Annotated in this window: 20 protein-coding genes; 12 read left to right on the top strand and 8 right to left on the bottom strand. The window is 63.7% G+C overall.

Annotated features, from left to right (window positions below; translation table 11 throughout):
- Positions 1–317 precede the first annotated feature (317 nt).
- Positions 318–815, top strand: coding sequence for a hypothetical protein (locus BLT08_RS03975; RefSeq protein WP_090303470.1), 498 nt, complete (start codon positions 318–320; stop codon positions 813–815).
- A gap of 40 nt (positions 816–855) precedes the next feature.
- Here BLT08_RS03975 and BLT08_RS03970 read toward each other — a convergent pair whose 3' ends face one another.
- Positions 856–1,134: an acylphosphatase gene (locus BLT08_RS03970; protein ID WP_090303469.1), complete on the bottom strand. Its 279-nt coding sequence runs from the start codon at positions 1,132–1,134 to the stop codon at positions 856–858.
- A 102-nt stretch (positions 1,135–1,236) separates the two neighbouring features.
- On the opposite strand from BLT08_RS03970, the gene BLT08_RS03965 reads away from it, so the two are divergent.
- The gene (locus tag BLT08_RS03965) at positions 1,237–1,485 is read left to right on the top strand and encodes a hypothetical protein (RefSeq protein ID WP_090303468.1); all 249 of its coding nucleotides are present in this window, start codon (positions 1,237–1,239) and stop codon (positions 1,483–1,485) included.
- Between the two features lie 75 nt (positions 1,486–1,560).
- Here BLT08_RS03965 and BLT08_RS03960 read toward each other — a convergent pair whose 3' ends face one another.
- Positions 1,561–2,442, bottom strand: a complete 882-nt coding sequence (locus BLT08_RS03960; RefSeq protein WP_090303467.1) for a DNA-3-methyladenine glycosylase family protein — start codon at positions 2,440–2,442, stop codon at positions 1,561–1,563.
- 165 nt (positions 2,443–2,607) lie between these two features.
- Between BLT08_RS03960 and BLT08_RS03955 the strand changes: the two genes are divergently transcribed.
- Positions 2,608–3,099: a DUF555 domain-containing protein gene (locus tag BLT08_RS03955; protein ID WP_090303466.1), complete on the top strand. Its 492-nt coding sequence runs from the start codon at positions 2,608–2,610 to the stop codon at positions 3,097–3,099.
- A 202-nt stretch (positions 3,100–3,301) separates the two neighbouring features.
- On the opposite strand, the gene BLT08_RS03950 is transcribed toward BLT08_RS03955, so the two are convergent.
- From BLT08_RS03950 to BLT08_RS03935, 4 genes are all read right to left on the bottom strand, one after another.
- On the bottom strand, positions 3,302–3,538 hold the full coding sequence (locus BLT08_RS03950; RefSeq protein ID WP_006090682.1) for a UPF0058 family protein: 237 nt from the start codon (positions 3,536–3,538) through the stop codon (positions 3,302–3,304).
- 266 nt (positions 3,539–3,804) lie between these two features.
- Positions 3,805–3,984: a DUF7836 family putative zinc-binding protein gene (locus BLT08_RS03945; RefSeq protein ID WP_090303465.1), complete on the bottom strand. Its 180-nt coding sequence runs from the start codon at positions 3,982–3,984 to the stop codon at positions 3,805–3,807.
- 120 nt (positions 3,985–4,104) lie between these two features.
- Complete coding sequence (locus tag BLT08_RS03940) at positions 4,105–5,076, bottom strand: transcription initiation factor IIB (protein ID WP_090303464.1); 972 nt, start codon at positions 5,074–5,076, stop codon at positions 4,105–4,107.
- Positions 5,077–5,436: 360 nt separating this feature from the next.
- Positions 5,437–5,721 carry a DUF357 domain-containing protein gene (locus tag BLT08_RS03935; RefSeq protein ID WP_090303463.1) on the bottom strand — a complete coding sequence of 95 codons (285 nt, stop codon included), beginning with the start codon at positions 5,719–5,721 and terminating at the stop codon, positions 5,437–5,439.
- Between the two features lie 165 nt (positions 5,722–5,886).
- Here BLT08_RS03935 and BLT08_RS03930 point away from each other — a divergent pair, with 165 nt between their 5' ends.
- The 9 genes from BLT08_RS03930 to BLT08_RS03890 all read left to right on the top strand — a co-directional run bounded on the left by BLT08_RS03930 (position 5,887) and on the right by BLT08_RS03890 (position 17,215).
- Positions 5,887–7,182, top strand: a complete 1,296-nt coding sequence (locus tag BLT08_RS03930; protein WP_175529243.1) for a TIGR00341 family protein — start codon at positions 5,887–5,889, stop codon at positions 7,180–7,182.
- 82 nt (positions 7,183–7,264) lie between these two features.
- Entirely contained in the window at positions 7,265–8,590 is a 1,326-nt protein-coding gene (locus tag BLT08_RS03925) for an FAD-dependent oxidoreductase (protein WP_090303461.1), read from the top strand.
- Positions 8,591–8,834: 244 nt separating this feature from the next.
- Positions 8,835–10,037, top strand: coding sequence for a sugar phosphate nucleotidyltransferase (locus BLT08_RS03920; RefSeq protein ID WP_090303460.1), 1,203 nt, complete (start codon positions 8,835–8,837; stop codon positions 10,035–10,037).
- On the top strand, positions 10,037–11,830 hold the full coding sequence (gene glmS, locus BLT08_RS03915) for a glutamine--fructose-6-phosphate transaminase (isomerizing) (RefSeq protein ID WP_090303459.1): 1,794 nt from the start codon (positions 10,037–10,039) through the stop codon (positions 11,828–11,830). Before BLT08_RS03920 ends, glmS begins: the two co-directional genes overlap by 1 nt.
- A 100-nt stretch (positions 11,831–11,930) precedes the next feature.
- Positions 11,931–14,387, top strand: coding sequence for an MFS transporter (locus BLT08_RS03910; protein WP_090303458.1), 2,457 nt, complete (start codon positions 11,931–11,933; stop codon positions 14,385–14,387).
- A gap of 59 nt (positions 14,388–14,446) precedes the next feature.
- The gene (locus BLT08_RS03905) at positions 14,447–14,962 is read left to right on the top strand and encodes an OB-like fold-containing membrane protein (RefSeq protein WP_090303457.1); all 516 of its coding nucleotides are present in this window, start codon (positions 14,447–14,449) and stop codon (positions 14,960–14,962) included.
- On the top strand, positions 14,955–15,446 hold the full coding sequence (locus BLT08_RS03900) for a metal-dependent hydrolase (protein WP_090303456.1): 492 nt from the start codon (positions 14,955–14,957) through the stop codon (positions 15,444–15,446). The genes BLT08_RS03905 and BLT08_RS03900 overlap by 8 nt, the downstream gene beginning before the upstream one ends.
- Positions 15,447–15,548: 102 nt before the next feature.
- Positions 15,549–16,667 (top strand): DUF4330 family protein, encoded by a 1,119-nt coding sequence (locus tag BLT08_RS03895; protein WP_090303455.1) that lies wholly within the window; start codon positions 15,549–15,551, stop codon positions 16,665–16,667.
- A 2-nt stretch (positions 16,668–16,669) separates the two neighbouring features.
- The gene (locus BLT08_RS03890; RefSeq protein WP_090303454.1) at positions 16,670–17,215 is read left to right on the top strand and encodes a hypothetical protein; all 546 of its coding nucleotides are present in this window, start codon (positions 16,670–16,672) and stop codon (positions 17,213–17,215) included.
- A gap of 202 nt (positions 17,216–17,417) precedes the next feature.
- Here the strand turns inward: BLT08_RS03890 and BLT08_RS03885 are convergent, their stop codons facing one another.
- Both BLT08_RS03885 and BLT08_RS03880 read right to left on the bottom strand, forming a co-directional pair.
- Positions 17,418–18,929, bottom strand: coding sequence for a sugar transferase (locus BLT08_RS03885; protein WP_090303453.1), 1,512 nt, complete (start codon positions 18,927–18,929; stop codon positions 17,418–17,420).
- A 562-nt stretch (positions 18,930–19,491) separates the two neighbouring features.
- On the bottom strand, positions 19,492–21,813 hold the full coding sequence (locus BLT08_RS03880) for a BGTF surface domain-containing protein (RefSeq protein WP_217636364.1): 2,322 nt from the start codon (positions 21,811–21,813) through the stop codon (positions 19,492–19,494).
- Positions 21,814–22,345: the final 532 nt, after the last annotated feature.

The raw sequence follows: 22,345 nt of genomic DNA, 5'->3' as shown, positions 1-22,345 counted from the left end.
GTTCAATACAATACGTCAACATTTAAGTATATTCTGTTGTGGGAATAGCAACGTAATCAGCGCACTATGGGCATGCTGTTCGAGCCTGTAGAGACGCTCTTCACGACACTTCACGAAAATCGGTACGAGACCGACAGCCCTCTAGATTCATCGGCCGCCCGCCGAAGAGTGCGGACGGCGGTGTCGATCCACACCGTTGAGCGCCGCTGGTCGACCGAACCGAATCGATCGCCGAACACCGCTCGACACACCAAACCGCGCGATTGGCCTACTTGCATCGCCAATACGCTCAAGTTCTCGTGTCCCCCAGCACCGCTGTGAACGTCTTCTGGCTCGACGAGGACCCGCGGCTCGCGGCGCGGTATCACTGCGACCAGCACGTGAACAAACTGCTGCTCGAGGCCGCCCAAGTGCTCTGTACCGCGGCCCGCGAGAACGGCTTCGAGGCGGACTTTCTCTACAAACCGACCCACACCGGTCATCCGGTGACGCAGTGGGCGATCGAGTCTCGAGCCAACTGGCTCCGACTGCGCGAGCACGCCGAGGCGCTCAACGCGGAGTTCGTCGAACGATACGAGAAGGACGACGACCACGCTTCCTGGGAAGTGATCGAGCGGATCGATCCCGATCGAATCGCGTTTCCGAGCGACGAGCCGACGCCTCGCCCGCAGGCGATGCCCGACGAGTACAGGCGACCCGACGATCCGGTCGCGGCCTACCGGGCCTACTACGCCGGCGAGAAGGCCGACTGGGCCGAGTGGAACTACTGCGACGAGCCGCCGTGGCTCGCAGGGTATCTGGCCGACCTCGAGTGATCGATCGCCAGAAGGCCGTACTCGTCCGTCGCCGTGGCTTCTAGTACCGAATCTCGAACCCGTCCTCGCCCTGTGGCTCCTCGTACTCTGCCTCGACGTTCTCGACTTCGGCCGCGGGACTCCCCGTCTGACACCACTCGATCATCGACTCGACGGCGTCTTCGGGCCCCTCGAAGATCGCCTCGACGCGGCCGTCCTCGAGGTTCTTCACCCAGCCAGCGATTCCCTTCTCCCGTGCCGTATCGCGGGTGTTCGCACGGTAGTAGACGCCCTGGACCGTGCCCGTGACGAAGACGTGCGCGCGGATTCGCTCTGTCATGTGCAAGCCATCGACCGCGACCGTCAAAAATCCGGCTTCGCGTCACCCCGGTATCGAGGCGATTACGATATACGCCGGGCGCTACACACTCGACGACGAGAGATGGGCATCATCGACCGCTTCGAGGACGAGTATCTCGACGTCTCGAGTAGCCGCGCGACGATTCGTGAGTTACTCGAGCTGTTCGTCGGTTCGATCGTCTTCGTACTCGGCGCGAGCGTTCTCGCGTACTATCTGCTCGGCCGAACTGTCGCCCTCGCCGTCACGGCGATTCTCGCGGTGATCTTCGCCGTCACGCTCGTCTCGCAGGCGTACTGGGCCGCGACCGGGCGCGACGACTACAGAAAGTAGCTTCTCGCGGTGCAGACAAATTGGCTAACAGGCCCTTCAGCATCTGTCACACCGAGAGCGCGACCGACCGGTTCGTTACTCCCCGGTTCGCAGGTGATGGAAGATGTACGTCTGGGCGTAGCCCGCGTACTCCCCGCCTAATCGCTCGCGGATCGCCCGCGACGTGTCGGCGTAGGAGCCTCGATCGCAGTCGGGGTAGTACTCCTCGATGGCCGACTTGATCCAGGTGTCCAGCGGAACGGCCTCGTCGAAGCCCAGCGAGAACAACAGGACGCAGTCGGCTACCTTGTCGCCGACGCCGACGAACTGCGTGAGATAGTCCCGGGCGGCCTCGTACTCGAACCCTCGAGCCGCAGCCGGATCCGCGTCACCGCTCGCCACCATCTCGGCCGTGCGGACGACGTACGGCGCACGATAGCCCAGACCGAGCTCCCGGAGTTCGGCTTCGGTCGCCGCCGCGAGCTGGTCCGGCGTCGGAAACGCGTGGTAGGTTTTACCGTCGAATTCGATCGGCTCGCCGTACTCGCGAGCCAGCGTCGAGACCATCGTGTGGATCCGACTGACGCGCATCTGGGCGGAGCAGATAAACGAGATCAGACAGCCAAAGGGCGGGTCCTCGACCAGTCGCATCCCCCGATGGGCGTCGTAGGCGTCCCGGAGGAGCGGATCGTCCGGCGCGGCCGCCACGATGGCCTCGAGGTCGTCGTCCAGCCGTACCAGTCGACGGACGGCCGCCTCGGCGTCGGTGGTCGACTCCCACTCGAGGATGCCATTTTCTTGTCGAATACGGATTACGTCCCCGTCGACGACGGTGGCGTACCACGAGTCCTCCGGTTCCGCGCCGTGGTACATCTCGCCGTCGCTGCGTCGCCAGCAGTAGCTCTGGCCGCTCTCGAGCGTCCGGTACAGGTCGAGCCCGCCGGAGAGGCTGTCGACCGGAATCGTCCCTGTGTCCATCTGTCCGACCCTTCGGGAGCGGAGGCTTTTGCCTTTCGAACTGGCCGGCGACCGACGTCGTCGGTCGTCGTGATCGAAGCGTAGACCGAGGGACGGCGCAGCCGTTCGTGGAATCGGACTGAAATGAGGCGAACCTTCATACTGCAGGCGACACAATGTCTAGGTATGCACTGCAGGGTCGTCGTCGAAGCCGCCGTGCCGGTGTTCGACGTTGAGACGGAAGACGAGGCGATCCGTATCGCCATCTCGAAGACGGGCGAGATGTTGAACCCTGATTTAAATTACGTCGAGATCAACATGGGCGAGCGCACGACTCCATCGGGGGAGGAGCTGCCGCCCGCTTTCATCGCGGCCGACGAAGCACTCGTCGCACTCGAGTTGGAGATGTCCGTCTTCAACGTCGAGCGCGAGGAACACGCCTCGCGAATCGCTCGCAAGGAGATCGGACAGCGACTCGAGAACATCCCGCTCGAGGTCATTAGTATCGAGGAGTTCGAGGACGAGGACGAAGACGACGACGAGTCGACGACGGACGACGAGACGGAATCGACCGACGAGACGGAATCGGACGAATCGACGTCGACCGAGGGGAGCTCCGAAGCGACTGACGACGATGACGACGAGATCCTTCCCGAGTTCGAAGATTTAGTCGAATAAGTCGTTCCCGAGTACGCGGATCGAGTGAGTACCCGAGCCTCGTTTTTCGTCGGGCCATCGATCGTTGCCTGCTGGAACGATCCGTTGACTCGAATTGAGTGGACCAAAACTGGATATCGTCGACGAAACCGACCGAAACGGTCGATCAGAAGATACGTCTCGTCAGTCAATTATTGCGTACCCGAAGGAGACGACGTGTTTCTCAGTCTGCAGTAGCGGCAACTGCTTCCTGCTCCCCCTCGCGCATGTTCATCGTGATTCCCCCCGCGAGTGCAAAGACAGCAGCTTTGTGATCTGTTTTCGATTTGTGAATCGATGTCGGTCGGATCCCGAGCGTTTCGTACTCCTCGAGATCAATCTGACAGTCGTCCCACGCCGCACACTGGTTCGATACCTCCGCGAGAAGGCCGTGAAGGTGAATGAGCTCCTGCTTCTTCATAACCATCCAATCCTACCCACTGCAGGGTTATATTATTATCTTGAGTCGCGTTAACACGCAACCCGTACTTGGACGAGGGTATGTCACCGGCTAGATGACAACGAAGGTCGTCCCTACCACTCGAAAACCACCCGAAGGGGGCGGCTACAAGCAAGTATTACCGTCGTAAATCACAAGTTCGTCTCAGTTTCCAATGGCACTACTTCGGAGAGTTAAACGGTCACTACTGCTGGACCGAACGCGAGACGTGGTGACGTCGATCGCCGTTAGCCGAGTTGTTTCAGCGTCTGGAGATCACGGTCCGTTCGCATGAACTCGGAGAGCCGTCGGGATGCGTGACAGTTCGGGCAGTGAAACATCGAGGTGGATCCAGGGAGGTCACCCGGAGTAATCTGCCACTCTTTCGTACATTCAGGACACAACAGCTGGACGGTCGTCTGGTCCATGGCACGGTATTACACACCACGCCTCAAAAGTGTTGCCGCACGGTTACTCACGAAACGACCGATCCGCACCTCCCGACGTCACACCGATACCACCGATGACAGATCCCCGAACGACGTCGGTTACGCGGGGGCTGCCGTGTCGGAGGCTTCGAGGAGCTCCTTGTAGCGGTTTCGGATGGTGACCTCGGAGATGCTCGCGACCTCGCTGACGTCGTTCTGGGTGACCTTCTCGTTCGTCAACAGCGCGGCGGCGTAGACGGCGGCGGCCGCGAGGCCGACCGGCGACTTGCCGCTGTGGACGCCTTCCTGGCGCGCGGACTCGAGCAGTTCGCGGGCCATACGTTCGGTCTCGTCCGAGAGGTCGAGATCGCTGACGAACCGCGGGACGTACTGCTCGGGGTCAGCGGGCTTGACCTCGAGACCGAGTTCCCGGATGATGTACCGGTAGGTTCGGGTCAGTTCCATCTTCTCGACGCGGCTGACGGCCGAGATCTCGTCGAGACTGCGGGGCGTGCTCGCCTGGCGCGCAGCGGCGTACAGCGACGCCGTCGCGACGCCCTCGATCGAACGGCCGGGGAGGAGATCCTCCTCGAGGGCGCGGCGGTAGATCACGCTGGCGGTCTCGCGGACGTTCTCCGGAAGGCCGAGCGCGCTGGCCATCCGGTCGATCTCGCCGAGGGCCTGCTTGAGGTTGCGCTCCTTCGAGTCGCGGGTGCGGAAGCGCTCGTTCCAGGTGCGAAGCCGCTGCATCTTCTGGCGCTGACGACTCGAGAGGGCGCGGCCGTAGGCGTCTTTGTCCTGCCAGCCGATGTTGGTCGACAGCCCCTGGTCGTGCATCATGTTCGTCGTGGGCGCGCCGACGCGGGACTTCTTGTCCTTCTCGGCGGCGTCGAACGCGCGCCACTCGGGACCGCGATCGATCTCGTCTTCCTCGACGACGAGTCCGCAGTCCTCACAGACCGTCTCCGCGTGTTCGGCGTCCGAGAGGACTCGGCCGCCACACTCGGGGCAGGTCTCTCGCTCACCCGACTCCTCGGTCGTTTCTTCGCGCTCTTCCTCGCTCGTATAGGTTCTAATTGTCGTGTCTGTCATGGTGTATCGGGACGGTTACTCGGGGCTCCCGGGTGGGGAAACCAGAAGAAACCCGGTCGCCTCGGCTAACGTATAGTTAGGCCGGAAGGCATATAAAGATTTCGTCTCCTTTATAAACTAATCGGGAAAACTTTTATATACGCTTTGGTTATATAGCGATTAATCGTTATCGATGCGTATCGCAGCGGCCGACTACTCGCCTTCGCGGCCGCTGCAGACCGGCGATCGTGAACGCCGTCCGACTCGGCGTGCCGTCACGTCACGCAACCCAACGTCGACCAGCTACAGAAAGCTATCGTCAAAACATGTTGGGAGTCACCGCTTCGACCCGGTCCCGTCCCGTGAGGACGGCGCTCGAACTCAGACCGTGAACAGATGTCCCTCCGTCGGAACGTCGAACAATCCGACGCGCGCGCCGGCATCGAGCCACGCGTGGCCGTAGGAAAACGACGCCAGCGCGTTGACGCGGTCGCCTTCCTCGCGGAAGTGCTGACCGTCCTCCAGATACGAGGCCGCCATCTCGTAACACTCCTCGGCCGCTTCGGCCATCGGCGTTCCGTCCGGCGGGGCGACCGACGCTTCCTCGAGCGCGTCCGCGAGTAACTCCCCGTAGCGATCCGTTTTCTCCTCGAGATCCGCAGCCATACCCGGTGATCGGCCGTGGGCACCGTAACAGTGTCGTCAGCGAGTCGCGTCCCAGTGGCAGGGACGGTCCCAGATACCGAACGGTTCGACCGTAAACACGTAGGGAACACGTTCAACGGCGTTAACGCCTTCATAGGTTTGAAACCGGGCGTGCTGTACTCGAGCGTGCGCCAGATCGAACTGTTCGTGCCGGACGACAGATCCGACGACGCGTTGTCGGTCCTCGACGACGAGGGGATCGACTACGTTCGGACCGCCGAAGCCGGCGACGGGACCGACGGCGAACTCGTGAGCTTCCCGCTTCCGCCCCAGGCGGTCGAACGCGTGCTGTCGTCACTTCGTGAGGCCGGAATCGACGACCAGTTCGTCGTCGTTTCCTCGATCGAGACGGCGCGAACGCCGCGGATCGACGAACTCGAGGAGCGGTACGTCAACGGCCAGGAGGAAGACGACAGCATCGCCCACGAAGAGATCCGGTCTCGAGCGATGAACATGACGCCGGGTCGGGTCACGTACTACGCGATGACCGTGTTGAGCGCGATCGTCGCGACCGCGGGACTCCTCCTCGACTCGCCGGCGATCGTCGTCGGTTCGATGGTGATCGCCCCGCAGGTCAGCGCGGCGCTGACGGGCACCGTTGGCCTCGTGCTCGACGACCGCGAGATGGTCATCGACGGGCTCACGTCGCTGGCGTTCGGGCTCGGCGTCGCCATCGTCAGTGCGTTCGTCTTCGCCTGGATCGTTCGCTCCGGCGGCGTCGTCCCGTCGACGATCGACATCACGGCCATCGTCCAGGTCCAGAACCGAATCTCGCCCGGGCTACTCGCGATCGTCGTCGGGATCTGTGCCGGTGCAGCGGGTGCGTTCGGTCTCGCGACGGCGATCCCCGTTTCGCTGGTCGGCGTGATGATCGCTGTCGCACTCATCCCGGCGGCCGCGGCGGTCGGTATCGGGATGGCCTGGGGTGACCCCTCGGTCGCCCTCGGCGCGTTCGTCCTGGTCGCAGTCAACGCCACGTCGATCCTGTTCTCCGGGCTCGCCGTCTTCTGGTATCTGGGATATCGACCCGACGGCTGGACCCGCGGCTCGATTCGGGAGAATCTCTCCAGTGAGTGGGTCGACACGCTCGCCGTTGCCGTCGTTCTAGGCGTGATCGTGCTCTCCATGGGCGGGCTCGTGTTGGGGCAGTACGTCCTCTACGAGAACAGCGTCAACGACGAAGTTCGCACCGTTCTCGACGACGACGAGTACGCCGACCTCGAACTCGTCGAGGTGCGAACCGAATTCGTCGGCGTCGGCGTCGACGACGAATCGGCGGTGACGGTCGTCGTTCAGCGGCCCGCCGACGCGCCGTACCCGAATCTCGTCGCCGATCTCGAGACGACGCTCGAGGATCGAACCGACCGCGACGTCGCCGTCGTCGTCGAGTTCGTCGACGCGGGGCGGTCTACCGAGGCCTAACGATGCCACAGCACGTCACAGGAGCCATCCTCGCGTTGCTGAGAACGCAAGCGGTTTAGGCACTCTGTCCCAACTCGTGCTCATGAGCGAACAGCCTCGAGTCGAGATCTATACCAAAGAGGACTGTCCGTACTGCGACAAAGCCAAGGATCTCTTCGACGCGAAGGGAGTCGAGTACGAGACGTACAACGTCACGGGCGACGACGACCTGTTCGAGGAGATGGTCGAGCGAGCGAACGGTCGCAAGACGGCTCCCGAAGTGTTCATCGACGACGAACTGATCGGCGGCTGGGACGAAACCAGCGCGCTCGACGAGACGGGCGAACTAGACGCGAAACTCGGGATCGAAAGCGACACCGAGGACGGTGAAGTCCTCGAACACCGCAAACTCATCATCGCCGGGACCGGAATCGCCGGACTGACCGCAGCGATCTACGCCGGCCGCGGGGACAACGAGCCGCTGGTCATCGAGGGCGACGAACCCGGCGGCCAGCTCACGCTGACCACCGACGTGGCGAACTACCCCGGCTTCCCCGAGGGGATCAGCGGGCCGGAACTGGTCAACAACATGAAAGAGCAGGCCACACAGTTCGGCGCCGACCTGAAAAACGGCATCATCGAGAACGTCGACGCGGACACCAAGCCGTTCCGCGTCGAACTGACCAACGGCGACGTCTACACCGCCGACGCGGTGATCGCCGCCTCCGGTGCGAGCGCGCGAACGCTCGGCATCCCCGGCGAGGACGAACTGATGGGCTACGGTCTCTCGACCTGTGCCACCTGTGACGGCGCGTTCTTCCGCGACGAGGACATGCTCGTCGTCGGTGGCGGCGACGCCGCGATGGAGGAGGCGACCTTCCTGACCAAGTTCGCCGACACGGTCTACATCGCCCACCGACGCGAGGAGTTCCGCGCCGAACAGTACTGGGTCAACCGCGTCCAGGAGAAGGTCGACGCGGGCGAGATCGAGATCATGAAGAACACGGAAGTGACCGAGCTCCACGGCTCGCAGGCGGAGGGCGTCGACCACGTCACCCTCGTCCGCAACGACAAGGGCCACCCAACGGACCGCCTCGACGACCCCGAGACCGAGGAGTTCGAGTTCGACGTCGGCGCCGTCTTCTTCGCGATCGGCCACACGCCGAACACGGCGTATCTCGAGGGCACCGGCGTCCAGATGGACGACGAGGGCTACCTTCGGACCCAGGGCGGCGACGGCGGCGGCCAGACCGAGACCGACGTCCCCGGCATCTTCGGCGCCGGCGACGTCGTCGACTTCCACTACCAGCAGGCCGTGACGGCCGCCGGAATGGGATCGAAGGCCGCACTCGACGCCGACGAGTATCTCGAGGATCTCGAACGCGCGGAGTCGACGAGCGAGGGCGAGGCCGTCGCCGCGGACGACTGATCGGCCGTCGAGCCCCCGAACGACTGTTTTTGCGTCGGATTCCGATGACTCGCGAGGAACTGCTACCGGAGCGGACGAGTGAAAGCGGGGTGACGGCGCGAAATTGCCGAGTCGTCTCGACGACGCTTGTGAACTCGACGTCGGCCGGTCGAGACGGCGTTTCAAGCCCGATAGATAGGGTTTACGGCCGTTCGTCGGTCGAAAGACCGGAAGACCTACACCGACCGTGTGACGAGGGAGCTACATGACTGTTCGATCCGCTATCGTCCTCGCCGCGGGGGAGGGAAAGCGGCTCCGACCGCTGACGGAACACCGACCGAAACCCATGCTCCCCGCCGCCACCGAGCCGATACTGGCCCACGTCTTCGACGCGCTGATCGCGGCCGGAATCTCGGAGCTGACGGTGGTCGTCGGCTACGGACGGAACCGCGTCCAGTCGCAGTTCGGCCCGACGTACCGCGACGTCCCCGTGGCCTACGTGACCCAGGAGAAACAGCTCGGGAGCGGTCACGCGCTGGCGGCTGCCGAATCGACGGTGTCGGGGTCGACCCTCGTCGTGAACGGCGACCAGCTCGTCGACCGACGGATCGTCGAGGACGTCATCGACGCACACGGCGAGACCGACGACGCCGCGGCGACCATCGGCACGATCCAGCACCGCGACGTCTCCGAGTACGGCGGCGTCCTCCTCGAGCCCGACGACGCGGGGGTCTCGTCCCGCCGCGTCACCGAAATCGTCGAGAATCCGACCGACGACCGAAGCTATCTGCTTAACGCGGGCGTTTACGCCCTCGAGACGCGCGCGTTCGATACCGTCCGGAGCGCGAACTCACGTGGTGGGGAACACTCGCTCGTAGACGGGCTCACCGCGTTGATCGACGGCGACGAGCCGGTTCGAGGCGTGCGCTCGAAGGGTATTTGGATCGACGCGACCTATCCCTGGGACTTACTCGAGGTTGCCGACGCCCTCCTCGAGAGCGATGGCGGCGTCGAGAGCACGACCGCGGCGTCCGCTCGAATTCACGAGCGCGCGACGATCCGTGGCCCCGTCGTCATCGCGGACGATTGCGTGGTCGGGCCCGGCGCGGTGATCGGGCCCAACGTCTGTCTCGGCGAGAACGTCACCGTCGGCTCGAACGTCGTCTGCGAGCACAGCGTCGTCGACGCCGATACGCGGATCGGTCCGAACGCCACGCTCGTCGACTGCGTGACCGGCCGCGGCGTCCGGATCGGCGCCGGCTCGACCGTCGTCGGCGGGCCGGGCGACGTCCACGTCGGCGATCGGATCCACCGAAACGAGGGACTCGGCGCGCTCATCGCGGACCGCGTCCGCGACGGGGGCGGCGTGACGTACGCGCCGGGAACGATCGTCGGCTCGAACGCCGTCATCGGCCCCGGAACGACCGTCAGCGGGACGATCGACTCCGAGACGGAGGTTCGGTCCTGATGTGCGGCATCGTCGGCTACGTCGGATCGAACGACGCGATCGACGTTCTGCTGAACGGGCTCTCCGGCCTCGAGTACCGCGGCTACGATTCTGCAGGTGTAGCGCTGGCGAACGGAACGCTCGCGGTTCACAAGCGGGAGGGCGAGCTCTCCGCGCTCGAGTCTGCACTGCCGACCGAACAACTGCGCGGACACTCGATCGGCATCGGTCACACGCGCTGGAGTACGCACGGGCCGCCCTCGAACCTCAACGCGCATCCGCACACCGACGGCGAAGGACGAGTCGCCGTCGTCCACAACGGAATCATCGAGAACTATCAGTCGCTGCGCGACGAACTCACAGCGGACGGCGTCACGTTCCAGAGCGAGACCGACACCGAGGTCGTTCCCCACCTGATCGCCCGCGCCCTCGAGGAGGGGATGGCCCCCGAAACGGCGTTTCGCGCCGCCATCGATCGAATCGAGGGGAGTTACGCCGTCGCGGCCGTCTTCGCCGGTTCGGAGACGATTCACGCCGCTCGACAGGCATCTCCGCTGGTGCTCGGTATCGGCGACGACGGCTACTACCTCGCGAGCGACGCGCCGGCCTTTATCGAGTACACCGACCGCGTCGTCTATCTGGAAGACGGTGAGTTCGCTCGACTCTCGCCCGAGGCGGTCGTCGTCACGGACTCGAGCGGGACCGTCGTCGAACCGTCCGTCGAGACGATCGAGTGGGACGCCGAGGACGCGGGTAAGAGCGGGTACGACCACTACATGCTCAAGGAGATCCACGAGCAGCCGACGGCACTGCGGCAGTGTCTTCGCGGTCGCGTGGACGAACTGACCGGGACGGTGACGCTCGAGGAACTCGACGCGCTCGAGTCGTCGTCGCCGGTGCAGTTCGTCGCCTGCGGAACGTCCTACCACGCCGCCCTGTTCGGGGCCACGCTGTTACGCGACCGCGGCGTTCCAGCTCAGTCGTTTCTCGCCAGCGAGTACTCGACCGACCGGATTCCCGTCGACCCGTCGACGCTCGTCGTCGGCGTCACGCAGAGCGGCGAGACTGCAGATACGATGCGCGCGTTACGCGAGGCGAACCGCGCCGGCGCGGAGACGGTCGCCGTGACGAACACCGTTGGGAGTTCGGCAGCGCGGGAGTGTGACCACGCGCTGTACATTCGTGCCGGACCGGAGATCGGCGTCGCCGCGACCAAGACGTTCGCGAGCCAGCAGGTGGCGTTGACGCTGCTCGCGTGTCGGCTGAGCAACGGGTCGTGCCACGGCGTGATTCGTGCGTTGCGCGACGTTCCCGATCAGGTCCAGACCGTCCTCGATACGTCGCAGGCGACCGAGATCGCCGCGGAGTACGCCGAGTCGGACGCCTTCTTTTTCATCGGCCGGGGCTACCAGTATCCCGTCGCGCTCGAAGGTGCACTCAAACTGAAAGAGATTAGCTACCGCCACGCCGAGGGGTTCGCCGCGGGCGAGTTGAAACACGGCCCGCTGGCACTGGTAACCGAGGAGACGCCGGTGTTCGCGCTCGTCACTGGCGACGACGAACAGGCGCGCAAGACGGTCAGTAACGTCAAGGAGGTCGAGGCTCGCGACGCGCCCGTCGTGGCGGTGACGGACGGCCGGACCGACGTCGAACGCTACGCGGATCACGTCCTCGAGGTACCGGCGTCGAACGAGATCGGTGCGGCGGTCACCGCGAACGTCCAGTTGCAGTTGCTCGCCTACTGGGTCGCCCATCGCTTGGGTCGGTCGATCGACAAACCGCGACACCTCGCGAAGAGCGTCACGGTGGAGTGATGGCTCGGACTGAAGTCCTCGCCCTAACGCGGCGAAACGCGGTCGTCGCTACCGACTCGGAGCGAAAACGTGATGAGTCCGTACACTCACATGATGGCCAATGACCGACGCCGACTCGAGCGCGCTCGCCGATGCGACCGCCTCGTTTCTCGCGGATCACGACGAGGCGGAACGGGCGCTCGAGACCGTGCTCGAGGTCGACTCCGAAGCCGAAACCTGGACGTTCGACGACGTTCCCCTTGACTCGGGAACGTTCGGTGAACTCGTCTCTCGAGGGATCGTCGAGAAGGCCGACGGGGAGTACCGGGTCGCCGACGCGGCGGTCGTCCGGGCCGTGCTGTCGGGGGAGGCCGTGGAGTCGGATACCGGCGACAGTGGCTCCCGCGACTTCCGTTCGGCAGTCGACCTCGGAATCTGGGGCGATCGACGGGCCCTCGCCGGACTCGCCGGCGCGCTGTTGCTGGTCGTCGCGATGCGGCTCACGCAGTTTCGGTCGGTGTTCCGCGGCGACCACGTCGTCTCGCCGGGGAACGATCCGTACTACTACCGGTACTGGACGAACGAGTTACTGGCCGAGTCGACGAGTCCGACGGATATCGGCGTTCTCGCGGAGCTGCCGGCCGGCGCCGCCGCTCGGCGGCCGCTGACCCACGCGTTGAACTGGTGGTTCGCGACGCTGCTAGGCGGGGACCAGTGGGCCGCCGACGCGGTCGCGGCCTGGCTCCCCGTCGTCGCCTCCGTCGCGCTCGCGGTCGTTATCTACGCGCTGGCGGTCGTGGTGACGAGAGACGTCAGGGTCGGCATCGCCTCCGTGGTGTTGCTCGCGGTTACGCCCGTCCACGCCGTGTACACGCAGGTGGGATTCCTCGAGCACCGGCTCCACCAGTACTTCTGGCTCGGTGCGACGCTCCTCGCGCTGGCGTGGCTCGCCGTCGATCTGACGCGGCGACGCGAGACGAGCGCCGATCGGGACGCGGTTCGCGACCACCTCTCGTCGCCGGCCACGTGGCTCGTCGCGGTGGGGCTGGGCGTGGCGTTGGGTGCGTCGGCTCATCTGTGGGGCGGCTCCTCCCTGCTGTTCGTGCCGCTGGCTGCCTACGTCGGGCTTCGGGCCGTCATCGACGCCCGCGAGGACATCTCGCCGACGCTGGCGAACCTCCCCGTATTGGTCGGGATCGGAATCGGAACGGCGATCTCGGTCTGGCTCCACACCAACTGGGGCTGGCACTCCGGTTTCGTCGCCTACACGCCCGCGATGGTCCTCGGCGGTGCCGTCGTTGTGCTCGCGCTCGGCGATCTGTGGCGACAGTTCGAGCTCCACGTCGGCGGACTCCTCGCGCTCGAGGCGGCCGTCGTCGCTGCGGGACTCTACGCGCTCCGCCGGCTTCGACCGGGCGACTGGGCGGAGGCGCGGTCTCGAGCCGACGATCTGCTCCTCCGGGAAGGCATCACGGAGACGTCGTCGCTGTTCACTCCCGAGTACGCGGTGATTTTCGGACCGCTGATCCAGCTCGGGGTCGGCTTCTATCTCGGAGTCGCGGTACTGATCTGGGCCGTCTGGCACGTCTCTCGACAGTACGAACCGGCGTGGTTGCTTCTCGCGGTGTACACGTCGACTCTCATGCTACTCGCCGCGATTCAGGTGCGATTCGCCGCACAGTTCGCGGTTCCGCTGTCCGTTCTGGGCGGCGTCGGCTTCGTCTACGCCCTATCGACGGTCGACCTCGCGCGGCGACCGCTCCCGTTCCGACGAGGGACCGAACGACCGAACGCGGTGGCCGCGGACGGCGGCCGCGACGAGCCCTCGATCACGCTGCCCGACGCACGGAAGTTCGGGTACGTCCTCGGCATCGGGCTCCTCGTCTGCGGCTTTAGTCTGCTCTACGTCCCCGGACTCTCCGGGCAGGTCGCCCACGACGATTCGGCGTTCGAGGCCGCGCTGACGATCGACGAGCACGCGGCCGGCGCGGATCGGGAATACCCCGACAGCTTCGTGCTGAGCGAGTGGGGCGACAACCGAATGTACAACTATCACGCGAGTGGGGAGTCCGAAAGCTACGCGTACGCGATGGCGAACTTCGACGACTTCCGGTTCGGCGACGATCCGGACGGCAACTACAGCCAGTTCGAGGACAGGGTCGGCTACGTCGTCGTAACCGAGCGAGAGACCGAGTTACCGGCTGAGAGCACGCACGCGCAACTGCTCGAGGACCTCGGAACCGGCGGCGACGGCGGCGAGGCGCTCGTCCACTACCAGTTGCTCTACGCGGACGACGATCGGTCCGTAGCGGCGTTCGCCGTCGTTCCGGGGGCGACGATCGAAGCGGACGCCGAACCGGGCGAGACGGTGACCGTCAGTACGTCCGTCTCGGTCGACGGCGAGTCGCTCACGTACGAACGCGACGTGACCGTCGGAGACGACGGCCGACTCGAGGCGACGGTTCCCTACGACGGGACGTACGCGGTCGGCGACGACGACGTCGACGTCAGCGAGTCGGACGTGCTGGAAGGGGCGGTCCTCGAGGTCGGTGCGGACGGCGACGGGGACTCGAATTGAGTCGCTGATCGCGATTCGATCGATATCATCAAGACGACGACGGCCCAACACGGAGACGAATGCGTCTCGTCGTCAGAATCGTCGTCTCCACGCTCTTACTTGCGGCACTTTTCGGCCTCTGTGTCCACTACGGTGGGGCCTACGACGACAACTGGCCCCATCCGACGGGCGATCAGTTGGGAGCGGAGTACGACGCCTACGCGGGCGAACGCGTCCTGTTGATCGGGAGCGTCCAGTCGGTCGACGGCGAGACGATCGTGATTCACGTCACGGACTCCGCCGACGAGGTCGCGGCCGAACTCGAGATCGACGGCGTCGACGAGCCGGTGGCCCCCGGCGGGACCGTCCAGGTCTACGGGGTGCTCGAGTCCGATCGAACGATGACGGCCGACGAAACGGTCGTCGTCGACCGCGACGCGAACGCGTACGGCTACAAACTCGGGACCTCCATCGTCGGCGTCCTGCTCGCGATCGGTTACTTCGGTCGCCACTGGACCGTGAACCCGCGAACGCTCGCCGTCGAACCGCGAGAGACGGAGACCACCGAACTCGTGGAGGGGGCAGACGATGGCTGAACTCCTCTCGCACGTCCTCGCCGCCTACGCCCTCGGTACCGTCGTGAGTTGGCGTCTCGAGTGGGTGACAAAGCGCTGGGTCGCCGTCGCGATGATCGGCGCGCTCCTGCCGGATCTCAACCGCATCGGACTCTTCGTCACGGATGCGACGCTCGAGAGCGTCCTCGGCGTCCCCTTCAGTGTCGACGCGATCCACACGCTCGGTGGCGTCGTTCTGCTTTCGGCTATCGGCGCGATGGTCGTCGCCGACCAGCACCGGCGGGTGTTCGGCGTGTTGCTCGCCGGCGCGCTCTCGCATCTGCTCGTTGACGCGGTCAAGGCGTACGCCGACGGTGCTGCCGGCGCGTGGCTCTATCCCGTGACCTGGGCCCGCCACCCGACCCCGAACCTATACGTCTCGTCCGATCCGGCCGTCCTCGCGGTTGTCGGCGTTACGGCGCTTCTCGTCTGGTGGACTGACCGCACTCGAGGCGAGGAGCGGTAGGTGCGGTCGTCGGAACGGACGCGAAGCCGCGTCTCCCGTCAGGTCACAATACCTATGTGGATGCAAGAAACTCACCACTGATATGAACGACTCGGGTGTGCCATGGAGCTAATCGACGAGAACGGGAACCTCTTCGGGACCGTCAACGTCGTCGATGCGCTCGCCGTCTGTCTCGTCCTCGCGGTCCTCGTCGCCGGCGTCGCGGCCGTCGGGGCGCTCGGAGGGGGAGCCGACGCCGATGACGACTCCGCGAACGAGATCCGCTACGCGACCATCGACCTCGGGACGCAGCCGTCGTCGACGGCCGAGGACGTCTCGGTCGGCGACGAGATGGCTCACGACGACCACCCCCACACGCTCACCGTCACCGACGTGTACGCGCCGCCGGTCTCGAGCGGCGAGACCCACGTAACCGTCCGCGCGGAGGTCTCGGGAACCCACCTCGAGAACGGCGCGTACGCCTTCGGCGACGACGAGTTCACAGCCGGACAGAACGTCTCGATCGACACCGGCGAGTACGCCACGACTGGCAGCATCGAGACCGTCGAGGAGGAGGGAGCCGAACTCCCGCGAACCGAGACCGATGTGCTGCTCGAGGCGACGCTCTCGCCGTCCGCCGCCGCGGACGTTCGGGCCGGCGACGAGGTCGCGTTCGGTGAGGAGACCGTCGCGACGGTCGAAACGGTCTCCGTCTACCCCGTCGGTGACGAGCACCACCGAGTGTTCGTCGGCGCGACGTTGACGACGCTCGAACGTGGAGCGGATCTCCGGTACGGACACGTACCAGTCGAATCCGAATCGATGATTCCGATCTCGACGGCGGACTACGATCTCGCGCTCGGTGTGCTCGAGACGGGGGTCATCGAGGAGGCCGGCGAACCGGCGACGACGACCGTCGAGATCGACCTCGAGAAACTGAGCGACCGCGAGGCGAGTCTGTTCGAACCCGGGCTGACCGAGACCGCCGGCAGCGAGACGTGGGCGACGATCCAGGACGTCGAGCGCGAACCCGCGTCGGTCGTCGTCGAAAGCGAAGACGGCGAGCTTCAGAAGCACGACCATCCGACGCGAGACGACGTGACGCTCACCGTCGAGCTACAGACTCGAAACACCGAACTGGGGCCCCGATTCCAGGGCGCGTCTCTCAACAACGGAGACACCGTCTACCTCGACTTCGGCGTGACGTCTATCGAGGAACGGATCTGGCTCGTCGAGGGCTGACCATGGTCGATTCGAACCCCGGAACTCCCAGATCAACGCTCGAAACCCTCGGAGACCGAGTTCGCCAGGGACTTTCGGCGTCACGGCTCGGCGGCGGCGTTCGAACGCTCGTACGCTTCGTTCGCCACTCGCGGCTCTACCGCTGGTTCACGACCGAGCCCGAGCCGAACGTGATCGTCATCGACCTTCGCGAGACGTACACGGTTGGCCCGTTCATCCGACTTCTCGACCGCTGTCTCGAGGGGCTTTCGGACGCCGCGACCGACTCCAAAACGGCCGACGTCGTCGCTCGACTCGAGACGGCGTTTCGGAATCGGCCGCTGACGGTCGTCGGACTCGCGACGGCCGTGACAGTACTCGTCTCGCTGCTCGTCTCCGTCGCGCTAGGTCGACTGGGGACGGCGCTGCTCGTCACACACGCGGCCCTCGTGTTGGTTTCACTTCTGGGTCTGCGTTCGGAGCGGACGCTCGAGGAACTTACCGAAACGCGGGCGTGGACGGTGCTCGCTGCCGCGTTCGAGCCACCCGAGCCGCCCGAAAAGCGATAGAGTCACCATCACGAGCGGATACGCCCCGACCACCCCGGACATCCGCTCTCGAACCGACCCTCGTTTTCGAACGACTGACGTCGTCACACGCGGCTCGAGACGGCCGTCGATATTCGGGGGGACGCGATCCGCAAAATCGGTGGCCGGTATCGAGCCGTCTCTCCTCGGGGTCAGTAAACTCGTATTCCGGTTCGATTCGGGGCTACCCGCGGATCATCTCCCGGACGTCAGCGAGCACGTTCCAAACCTGTCGGAGGACGATCTTTACGTCGATCCAGAAGGACTGTCGGCGGATGTACTCGAGGTCGTACCGCAGCTTCGCGTTCGGATCGGTGCTGTTCGCGTCGTTGATCTGTGCCAGCCCGGTCAGCCCCGGCTTTACGAACCACCGCTTGCGCCACGCCGGCGCGTCCCGCTCGAGCAACACCTCCTCTTCCGTCCAGACGGCGCGCGGGCCGACGACGCTCATGTCGCCGACGAAGATCGACCACAGTTGCGGCAGTTCGTCCAGGTGCGTCCTCCGCAGCACGCGGCCGACGCGCGTGATCCGGTCGTTGGTTTCGTCGTCGGTGGGCGTCGCGTCCTCGCCCTCGGGAACCATCGACCGGAACTTGTAGACCGAGAAGGTCTCGCCGAGTCCGGCCGTCCGATCCTGGCTGTAGAGGACCGGACCCGGACTGTCGTACTTGATCGCGGCGGCGATCACCAGCATTAGCGGTGCGAAGACGAGCAACCCGACCGTCGCGAACAGAACGTCGAACACGCGCTTGAACAGGTGGTCCAACGGATCCCAGGGCTCGAGATCGACGTCGACCAGTTCGCCGACGTCCCCCGCGGAGACGAGCACGCTGTCGGCGTACTCCCGGTGGACCTTGGCGTTGACGCCGTGCTCGTGACAGGCGTCGAGCGCGCCGAAGAACTCCGCCCGGTCGGCCTCTCGAAACGCGAGCACGACGGTGTCGACGTCGCGCTCGACGAGCACGTCCTCGAGTCGCGAGAGCCCACCGAGTCGTGCCAGTCCGGCGAGCGCTCGCGGCTCGTCGGGCGTCGACTCGAGCCGGTCGTTCGGTCCGGCGCCACCGATCGACTCGCGGCGTTCTACGGCGACGCCACCGTCGGCCCTGACGTCACCGGTTCTTGCTCGGGGGGTGTGACCGTCGATATCGTCCTCGTCGAAGCCGTAGGAGCCGACGTTCGACGGGCAGAGGTAGCCCAACACGGGGGCGTCGACGGCCGGCGCGATGCGCTCGATCTGGGCCAGATCGTCGCCGACGAACAGCGTACGGCCGTCCGACTCGGTCGGTCGGTGACGGATCCAGACGAACCACGCCGGAATCAGTATCGCCAGGAGCCCGACGATCATGACCAGCGTCGCTCGAGGCAGCCTATGGGACCACTTGAAGTAGCCCAGGGCCGCGAGCGCGAGTCCGGCGACCAGCAGCCGTTTCTGGGCTAGCACGACGGTATCCAGGAGTCGGCGCGGCCGCGGTCGATAGAGCGGCAGGAGACACGCCGTGACGGCGACGACGGAGAGGGCAATCGCCCAGTAGAGCGAGCCGCCGGAGAGGACGGTTACCTCGAGGCGATTGAACAGCGGGACGTACGTCGTGAAGACGTGTTGGGCGAACGGGTGGTTGGTGGCGACCACGGCGGCGATGGTCAACCCGACCACGCCGAGGACGCTCGCGATCCGATACCGCCACCCAGTAAGCATTCGTTATGATGAACGAGTCGGCAGTGTCATAACTTTGTTGAAAGCAGTGTCAATCCGGGAATGGGTCGGTGTCACAACGGTCGCTTTTCGGGCACCGTTCTGAGTGATCCGAATCATCTACAGTGGCCTCCGTCGAAGGTAGAAGGCTACTAACGCAACCATCTGGAAATTCGACACGGTAATTATTCATCCCACGGATGCAGTACACCAATAACCAAACATGTTTTATCAGTATCCAATGTGATAGAATTATCGTCGCCGGACGGTGAGCGTGGCCGAACCGCGCGCTCCGCTGTCGTCGGCGACGGACTTCGAGTCTCGGATCGAAAACAGTGGTTCGATCGACGCGGCGGGCTCGAGCACTCGAGTTGACTCGGCTCGCGTATCCGGTTCGAAATTGGTACGCTGGACTGACTCGAGCAGTAGCGAATCTATCCGAGAAGAAGATCAAATTTCGAGACGAACCAGAGCCGACAGCGATGGCTGTCGCTGGGTGGTGTAGCGTCCGAAAGAAATGAAAGTGCGTCGGAGCCGGACGAAGTCCGGTGGTTAGTCAGCTGACTTAGTTCTGGCGTCGCAGGGCCAGCATGGCGGCTGCGAGCAGAGCGACGACAGCGACAGCGACACCGAAGCCGGGCGTTCCGTCATCGTCGTCGTCAGCGTCGTCGTCGGAGTCGTCAGCGTCGCCGTCGTCAGCGTCGCCGTCGTCGGCGTCGCCGTCGTCAGCGTCGGAGTCGTCCGAGTCGTCAGAGTCGTCTTCGCCATCGTCAGCCTCGGTGACGGTCAGCGTACCGTCGTAGGAGGCGTCGTCAGAGCCGCTCTCTGCGGTGATGGTGAAGTCGAAGTCACCCTCGCCGAGGTCTGCGCCGTCGGCGGTGGTGAGCGTCACGGTCTCGGAGTCGTCTCCGTCAACCGTCACTTCGTCCGTGTAGACCTCACCGTCGAGCTCGAGCTCGAGGTCGACCGTCACTTCGTCGCCGTCGTTGTTCGTAACGACTGCGTCGATGTCGGTCGACTCTTCGGTGGTGATCTCTGCGTCGTAGTCAGCGCCGAGGTCGATGCCGGATGCATCCTCATCAGATGGCGAAGTGAGAGTCAGTCCCTCGAGAACCGCGTCATCTGCGTTGTTATCGACCGTAAGGTCTTCGGCGGTGATGTCGAAGAGGACACCGACTTCTTCGCCTTCGAGATCGAACTCGGCAGCGAACGCGTAGTCATCGTCAACGACAGTGTCGGTGTAGTCAACGAATCCACCCTGATCGCTTGCGGAGTCTGCGTTAGCGTCGATTACCGTACCGGGTGCGATCGTCGTCGTACCCGTTGCGGTTGCATCCGAGTCAGCTGGGAGCGAGTCGATGTCGTCCCACTCGAGTTCACGGTCGACAACGGAGAACTCGAATTCCTCAGTGACGTTGTCATCGTCTGCGCTCATGAAGGTGTTTGCGTCGGCATCGATGGTCAGCTCACCGTCGTAGGTCTGACCAGCAACAAGGTCTGCCGCTGTCAGGTTGACAGCGTAAACCAGGTCGCCATCGTAGTTTTCGAGGTCGTCGGTGAGCAGTTCAAGGTCAAGGTCGACGGGTTCGCTACTGTCGACAGGACCAGTACTCTGTGGTGAAGCCTCGAAGCTAATGCCTTCGTTCTCGATGTTATCGAGTCCGCCCGCTGCACCGTAATCTTCGAGAACGAAGATGATGCCATCTTCCATTGCGAACGTGTCGGTCTCAGTGACCGTTGCATCATCGTAGTTGTCGAATCCATCGTAGACATCATCGTCAGCTGGAGCGGTGTGGGTAGAGACACCACCGATGTCTTCACGGTCCTGAACGATGAGACGGTCACGGTCGAAATCGCTTTCGAGACCGGTCTCGGACTCGTCCAGTGCGTTACCGACGTTCAGGTTCCAGTCCCATGCAGGGAGTGGTTCGTGCTCGCCGAGCTGACCGCTCGTGTTCTGGGTGTCAATTCCGTCTGCACCCTCAACGACGCTCCACGCGTCGGTAGTGTTGTACGTGTTGTACTGGAGAACGACTTCGTCGTCTTCGATTCCAGTGATGTTAGCGACCGTCGAGAAGTCATCCTCGTAACCGAGCATCACAGCGGCTTCGTCAGTACCTTCGACACCGATGGTGATCTCAGCGAGGTCTCCCTGAGAGACGGTGTCAACGTCGACGAAGTAGTAATCGATATCTGCGTCGATGATCTGAACCGAGGCAGTGTCTTCAGCAGTCGTGTCGGCTGCTTCGATGGTGAACTCGATCTCATCACCATCGTCGACATCGACATTGCTGAAGTCGAGGTCAAACTCGTCACGTGCGTCGACAACGATGTAATCTTCATCGTCGTGTTCATCAGTTGCCGAGCTGTTATAGCTCTCGAACAGGTCACTGAGTTCACTCTGGCTGAACGCTTCTGAACTCACTTCAGCGTGGAAATTACCACGGTTGGAGTCGATGTCCAGAGTTGCGTCACCATCTGCAGAGACAGAGTCAACATCGAAGGAGGCATCCAGACTCTGACCTCGGATGTTGAATACCGTATCTTCCCCATCGTCACCTGTGATGTAATAGCTATCCTGTTCAAGGTCACTCGTGTCAAGTTCGACACCATCGGAATCCACGTCAACTTCACGGATGAAGTCGCCGCCATTATCCGGAGTGCCTTGGTACAGATCGGCAGTTCCGTCGCCTTCGTCAACGCCAGTTACGAGAACTGCTTGTCCTTGCCACGCGGTACCGTTGTCGCTGACTTCGTATTCTTCGTCAGCATGGTTTGCCGCCGCTGCCCCCGCAAACGCTGCGGACATGGCAACAACCGACATAACCATAAGCGCGGCCAGGAACACTGCGCGTCCCTTTTCGCGATATGAGATTTCGTTTGTCATTTATGTTGTCTTGTGTTTTGTGTTGGTTGGTCTGCGATCGATACGACAGGAGTGCGAGTGAGCGACCAGTGCAAACCGCCGCACTGTCTCGCACCGGGTAGGGGTATCAGAAATGTATAAAGCATCACGTAATAAGCTTTCTGGAACACTCAGTGTTCGATTACTTCGAGTGTAATTACACGAAATCGCATGACGTGGCGATTGTCGGTGGCTCGAGCCACCAATTGATACCACCTCGTGAACATCGATTCTAACCCAGTATTACTCATAAAGAATTCTGACTATCTCGAGCTGGTGTAGATATTCACTCACTGTTACTCGTTCTGATCGCCCCACACTCGCGAGTCCGTTTCGCCTAACTTCTGATTACTACCTCGAGAACCGACACGAACACCAGTTTCGTTCACGACAACTGACCCCTGCCTCGAGCGAGGCGACACCAACCTACAATCGTCGCGACGATACCGCTTCGATCTAGTAACGAACGGAGACAGTCCTGACCAGAATCGTTTTACTAACTCCCTCGGAACAC

It is taken from the genome of Natronorubrum texcoconense (genome assembly GCF_900100335.1).
In the GTDB taxonomy this organism is placed as follows: Archaea; Halobacteriota; Halobacteria; order Halobacteriales; family Natrialbaceae; genus Natronorubrum; species Natronorubrum texcoconense.
The sequence above is the reverse complement of the archived record's forward strand: the minus strand, read 5'-3'. Positions and strand labels throughout refer to the sequence as shown.

Excerpts from the sequence above, each read along its gene's own strand:
- BLT08_RS03905 (WP_090303457.1), top strand. The coding sequence starts at position 14,447 with ATGCGTCTCGTCGTCAGAATCGTCGTCTCCACGCTCTTACTTGCGGCA.
- BLT08_RS03890 (WP_090303454.1), top strand. The coding sequence starts at position 16,670 with ATGGTCGATTCGAACCCCGGAACTCCCAGATCAACGCTCGAAACCCTC.
- BLT08_RS03925 (WP_090303461.1), top strand. The coding sequence starts at position 7,265 with ATGAGCGAACAGCCTCGAGTCGAGATCTATACCAAAGAGGACTGTCCG.
- BLT08_RS03880 (WP_217636364.1), bottom strand. The coding sequence starts at position 21,813 with ATGACAAACGAAATCTCATATCGCGAAAAGGGACGCGCAGTGTTCCTG.
- BLT08_RS03900 (WP_090303456.1), top strand. The coding sequence starts at position 14,955 with ATGGCTGAACTCCTCTCGCACGTCCTCGCCGCCTACGCCCTCGGTACC.
- BLT08_RS03895 (WP_090303455.1), top strand. The coding sequence starts at position 15,549 with ATGGAGCTAATCGACGAGAACGGGAACCTCTTCGGGACCGTCAACGTC.
- BLT08_RS03965 (WP_090303468.1), top strand. The coding sequence starts at position 1,237 with ATGGGCATCATCGACCGCTTCGAGGACGAGTATCTCGACGTCTCGAGT.
- BLT08_RS03955 (WP_090303466.1), top strand. The coding sequence starts at position 2,608 with ATGCACTGCAGGGTCGTCGTCGAAGCCGCCGTGCCGGTGTTCGACGTT.
- BLT08_RS03885 (WP_090303453.1), bottom strand. The coding sequence starts at position 18,929 with ATGCTTACTGGGTGGCGGTATCGGATCGCGAGCGTCCTCGGCGTGGTC.
- BLT08_RS03945 (WP_090303465.1), bottom strand. The coding sequence starts at position 3,984 with ATGGACCAGACGACCGTCCAGCTGTTGTGTCCTGAATGTACGAAAGAG.
- BLT08_RS03920 (WP_090303460.1), top strand. The coding sequence starts at position 8,835 with ATGACTGTTCGATCCGCTATCGTCCTCGCCGCGGGGGAGGGAAAGCGG.
- BLT08_RS03935 (WP_090303463.1), bottom strand. The coding sequence starts at position 5,721 with ATGGCTGCGGATCTCGAGGAGAAAACGGATCGCTACGGGGAGTTACTC.
- BLT08_RS03940 (WP_090303464.1), bottom strand. The coding sequence starts at position 5,076 with ATGACAGACACGACAATTAGAACCTATACGAGCGAGGAAGAGCGCGAA.
- BLT08_RS03910 (WP_090303458.1), top strand. The coding sequence starts at position 11,931 with ATGACCGACGCCGACTCGAGCGCGCTCGCCGATGCGACCGCCTCGTTT.
- BLT08_RS03950 (WP_006090682.1), bottom strand. The coding sequence starts at position 3,538 with ATGAAGAAGCAGGAGCTCATTCACCTTCACGGCCTTCTCGCGGAGGTA.
- glmS (WP_090303459.1), top strand. The coding sequence starts at position 10,037 with ATGTGCGGCATCGTCGGCTACGTCGGATCGAACGACGCGATCGACGTT.
- BLT08_RS03970 (WP_090303469.1), bottom strand. The coding sequence starts at position 1,134 with ATGACAGAGCGAATCCGCGCGCACGTCTTCGTCACGGGCACGGTCCAG.
- BLT08_RS03960 (WP_090303467.1), bottom strand. The coding sequence starts at position 2,442 with ATGGACACAGGGACGATTCCGGTCGACAGCCTCTCCGGCGGGCTCGAC.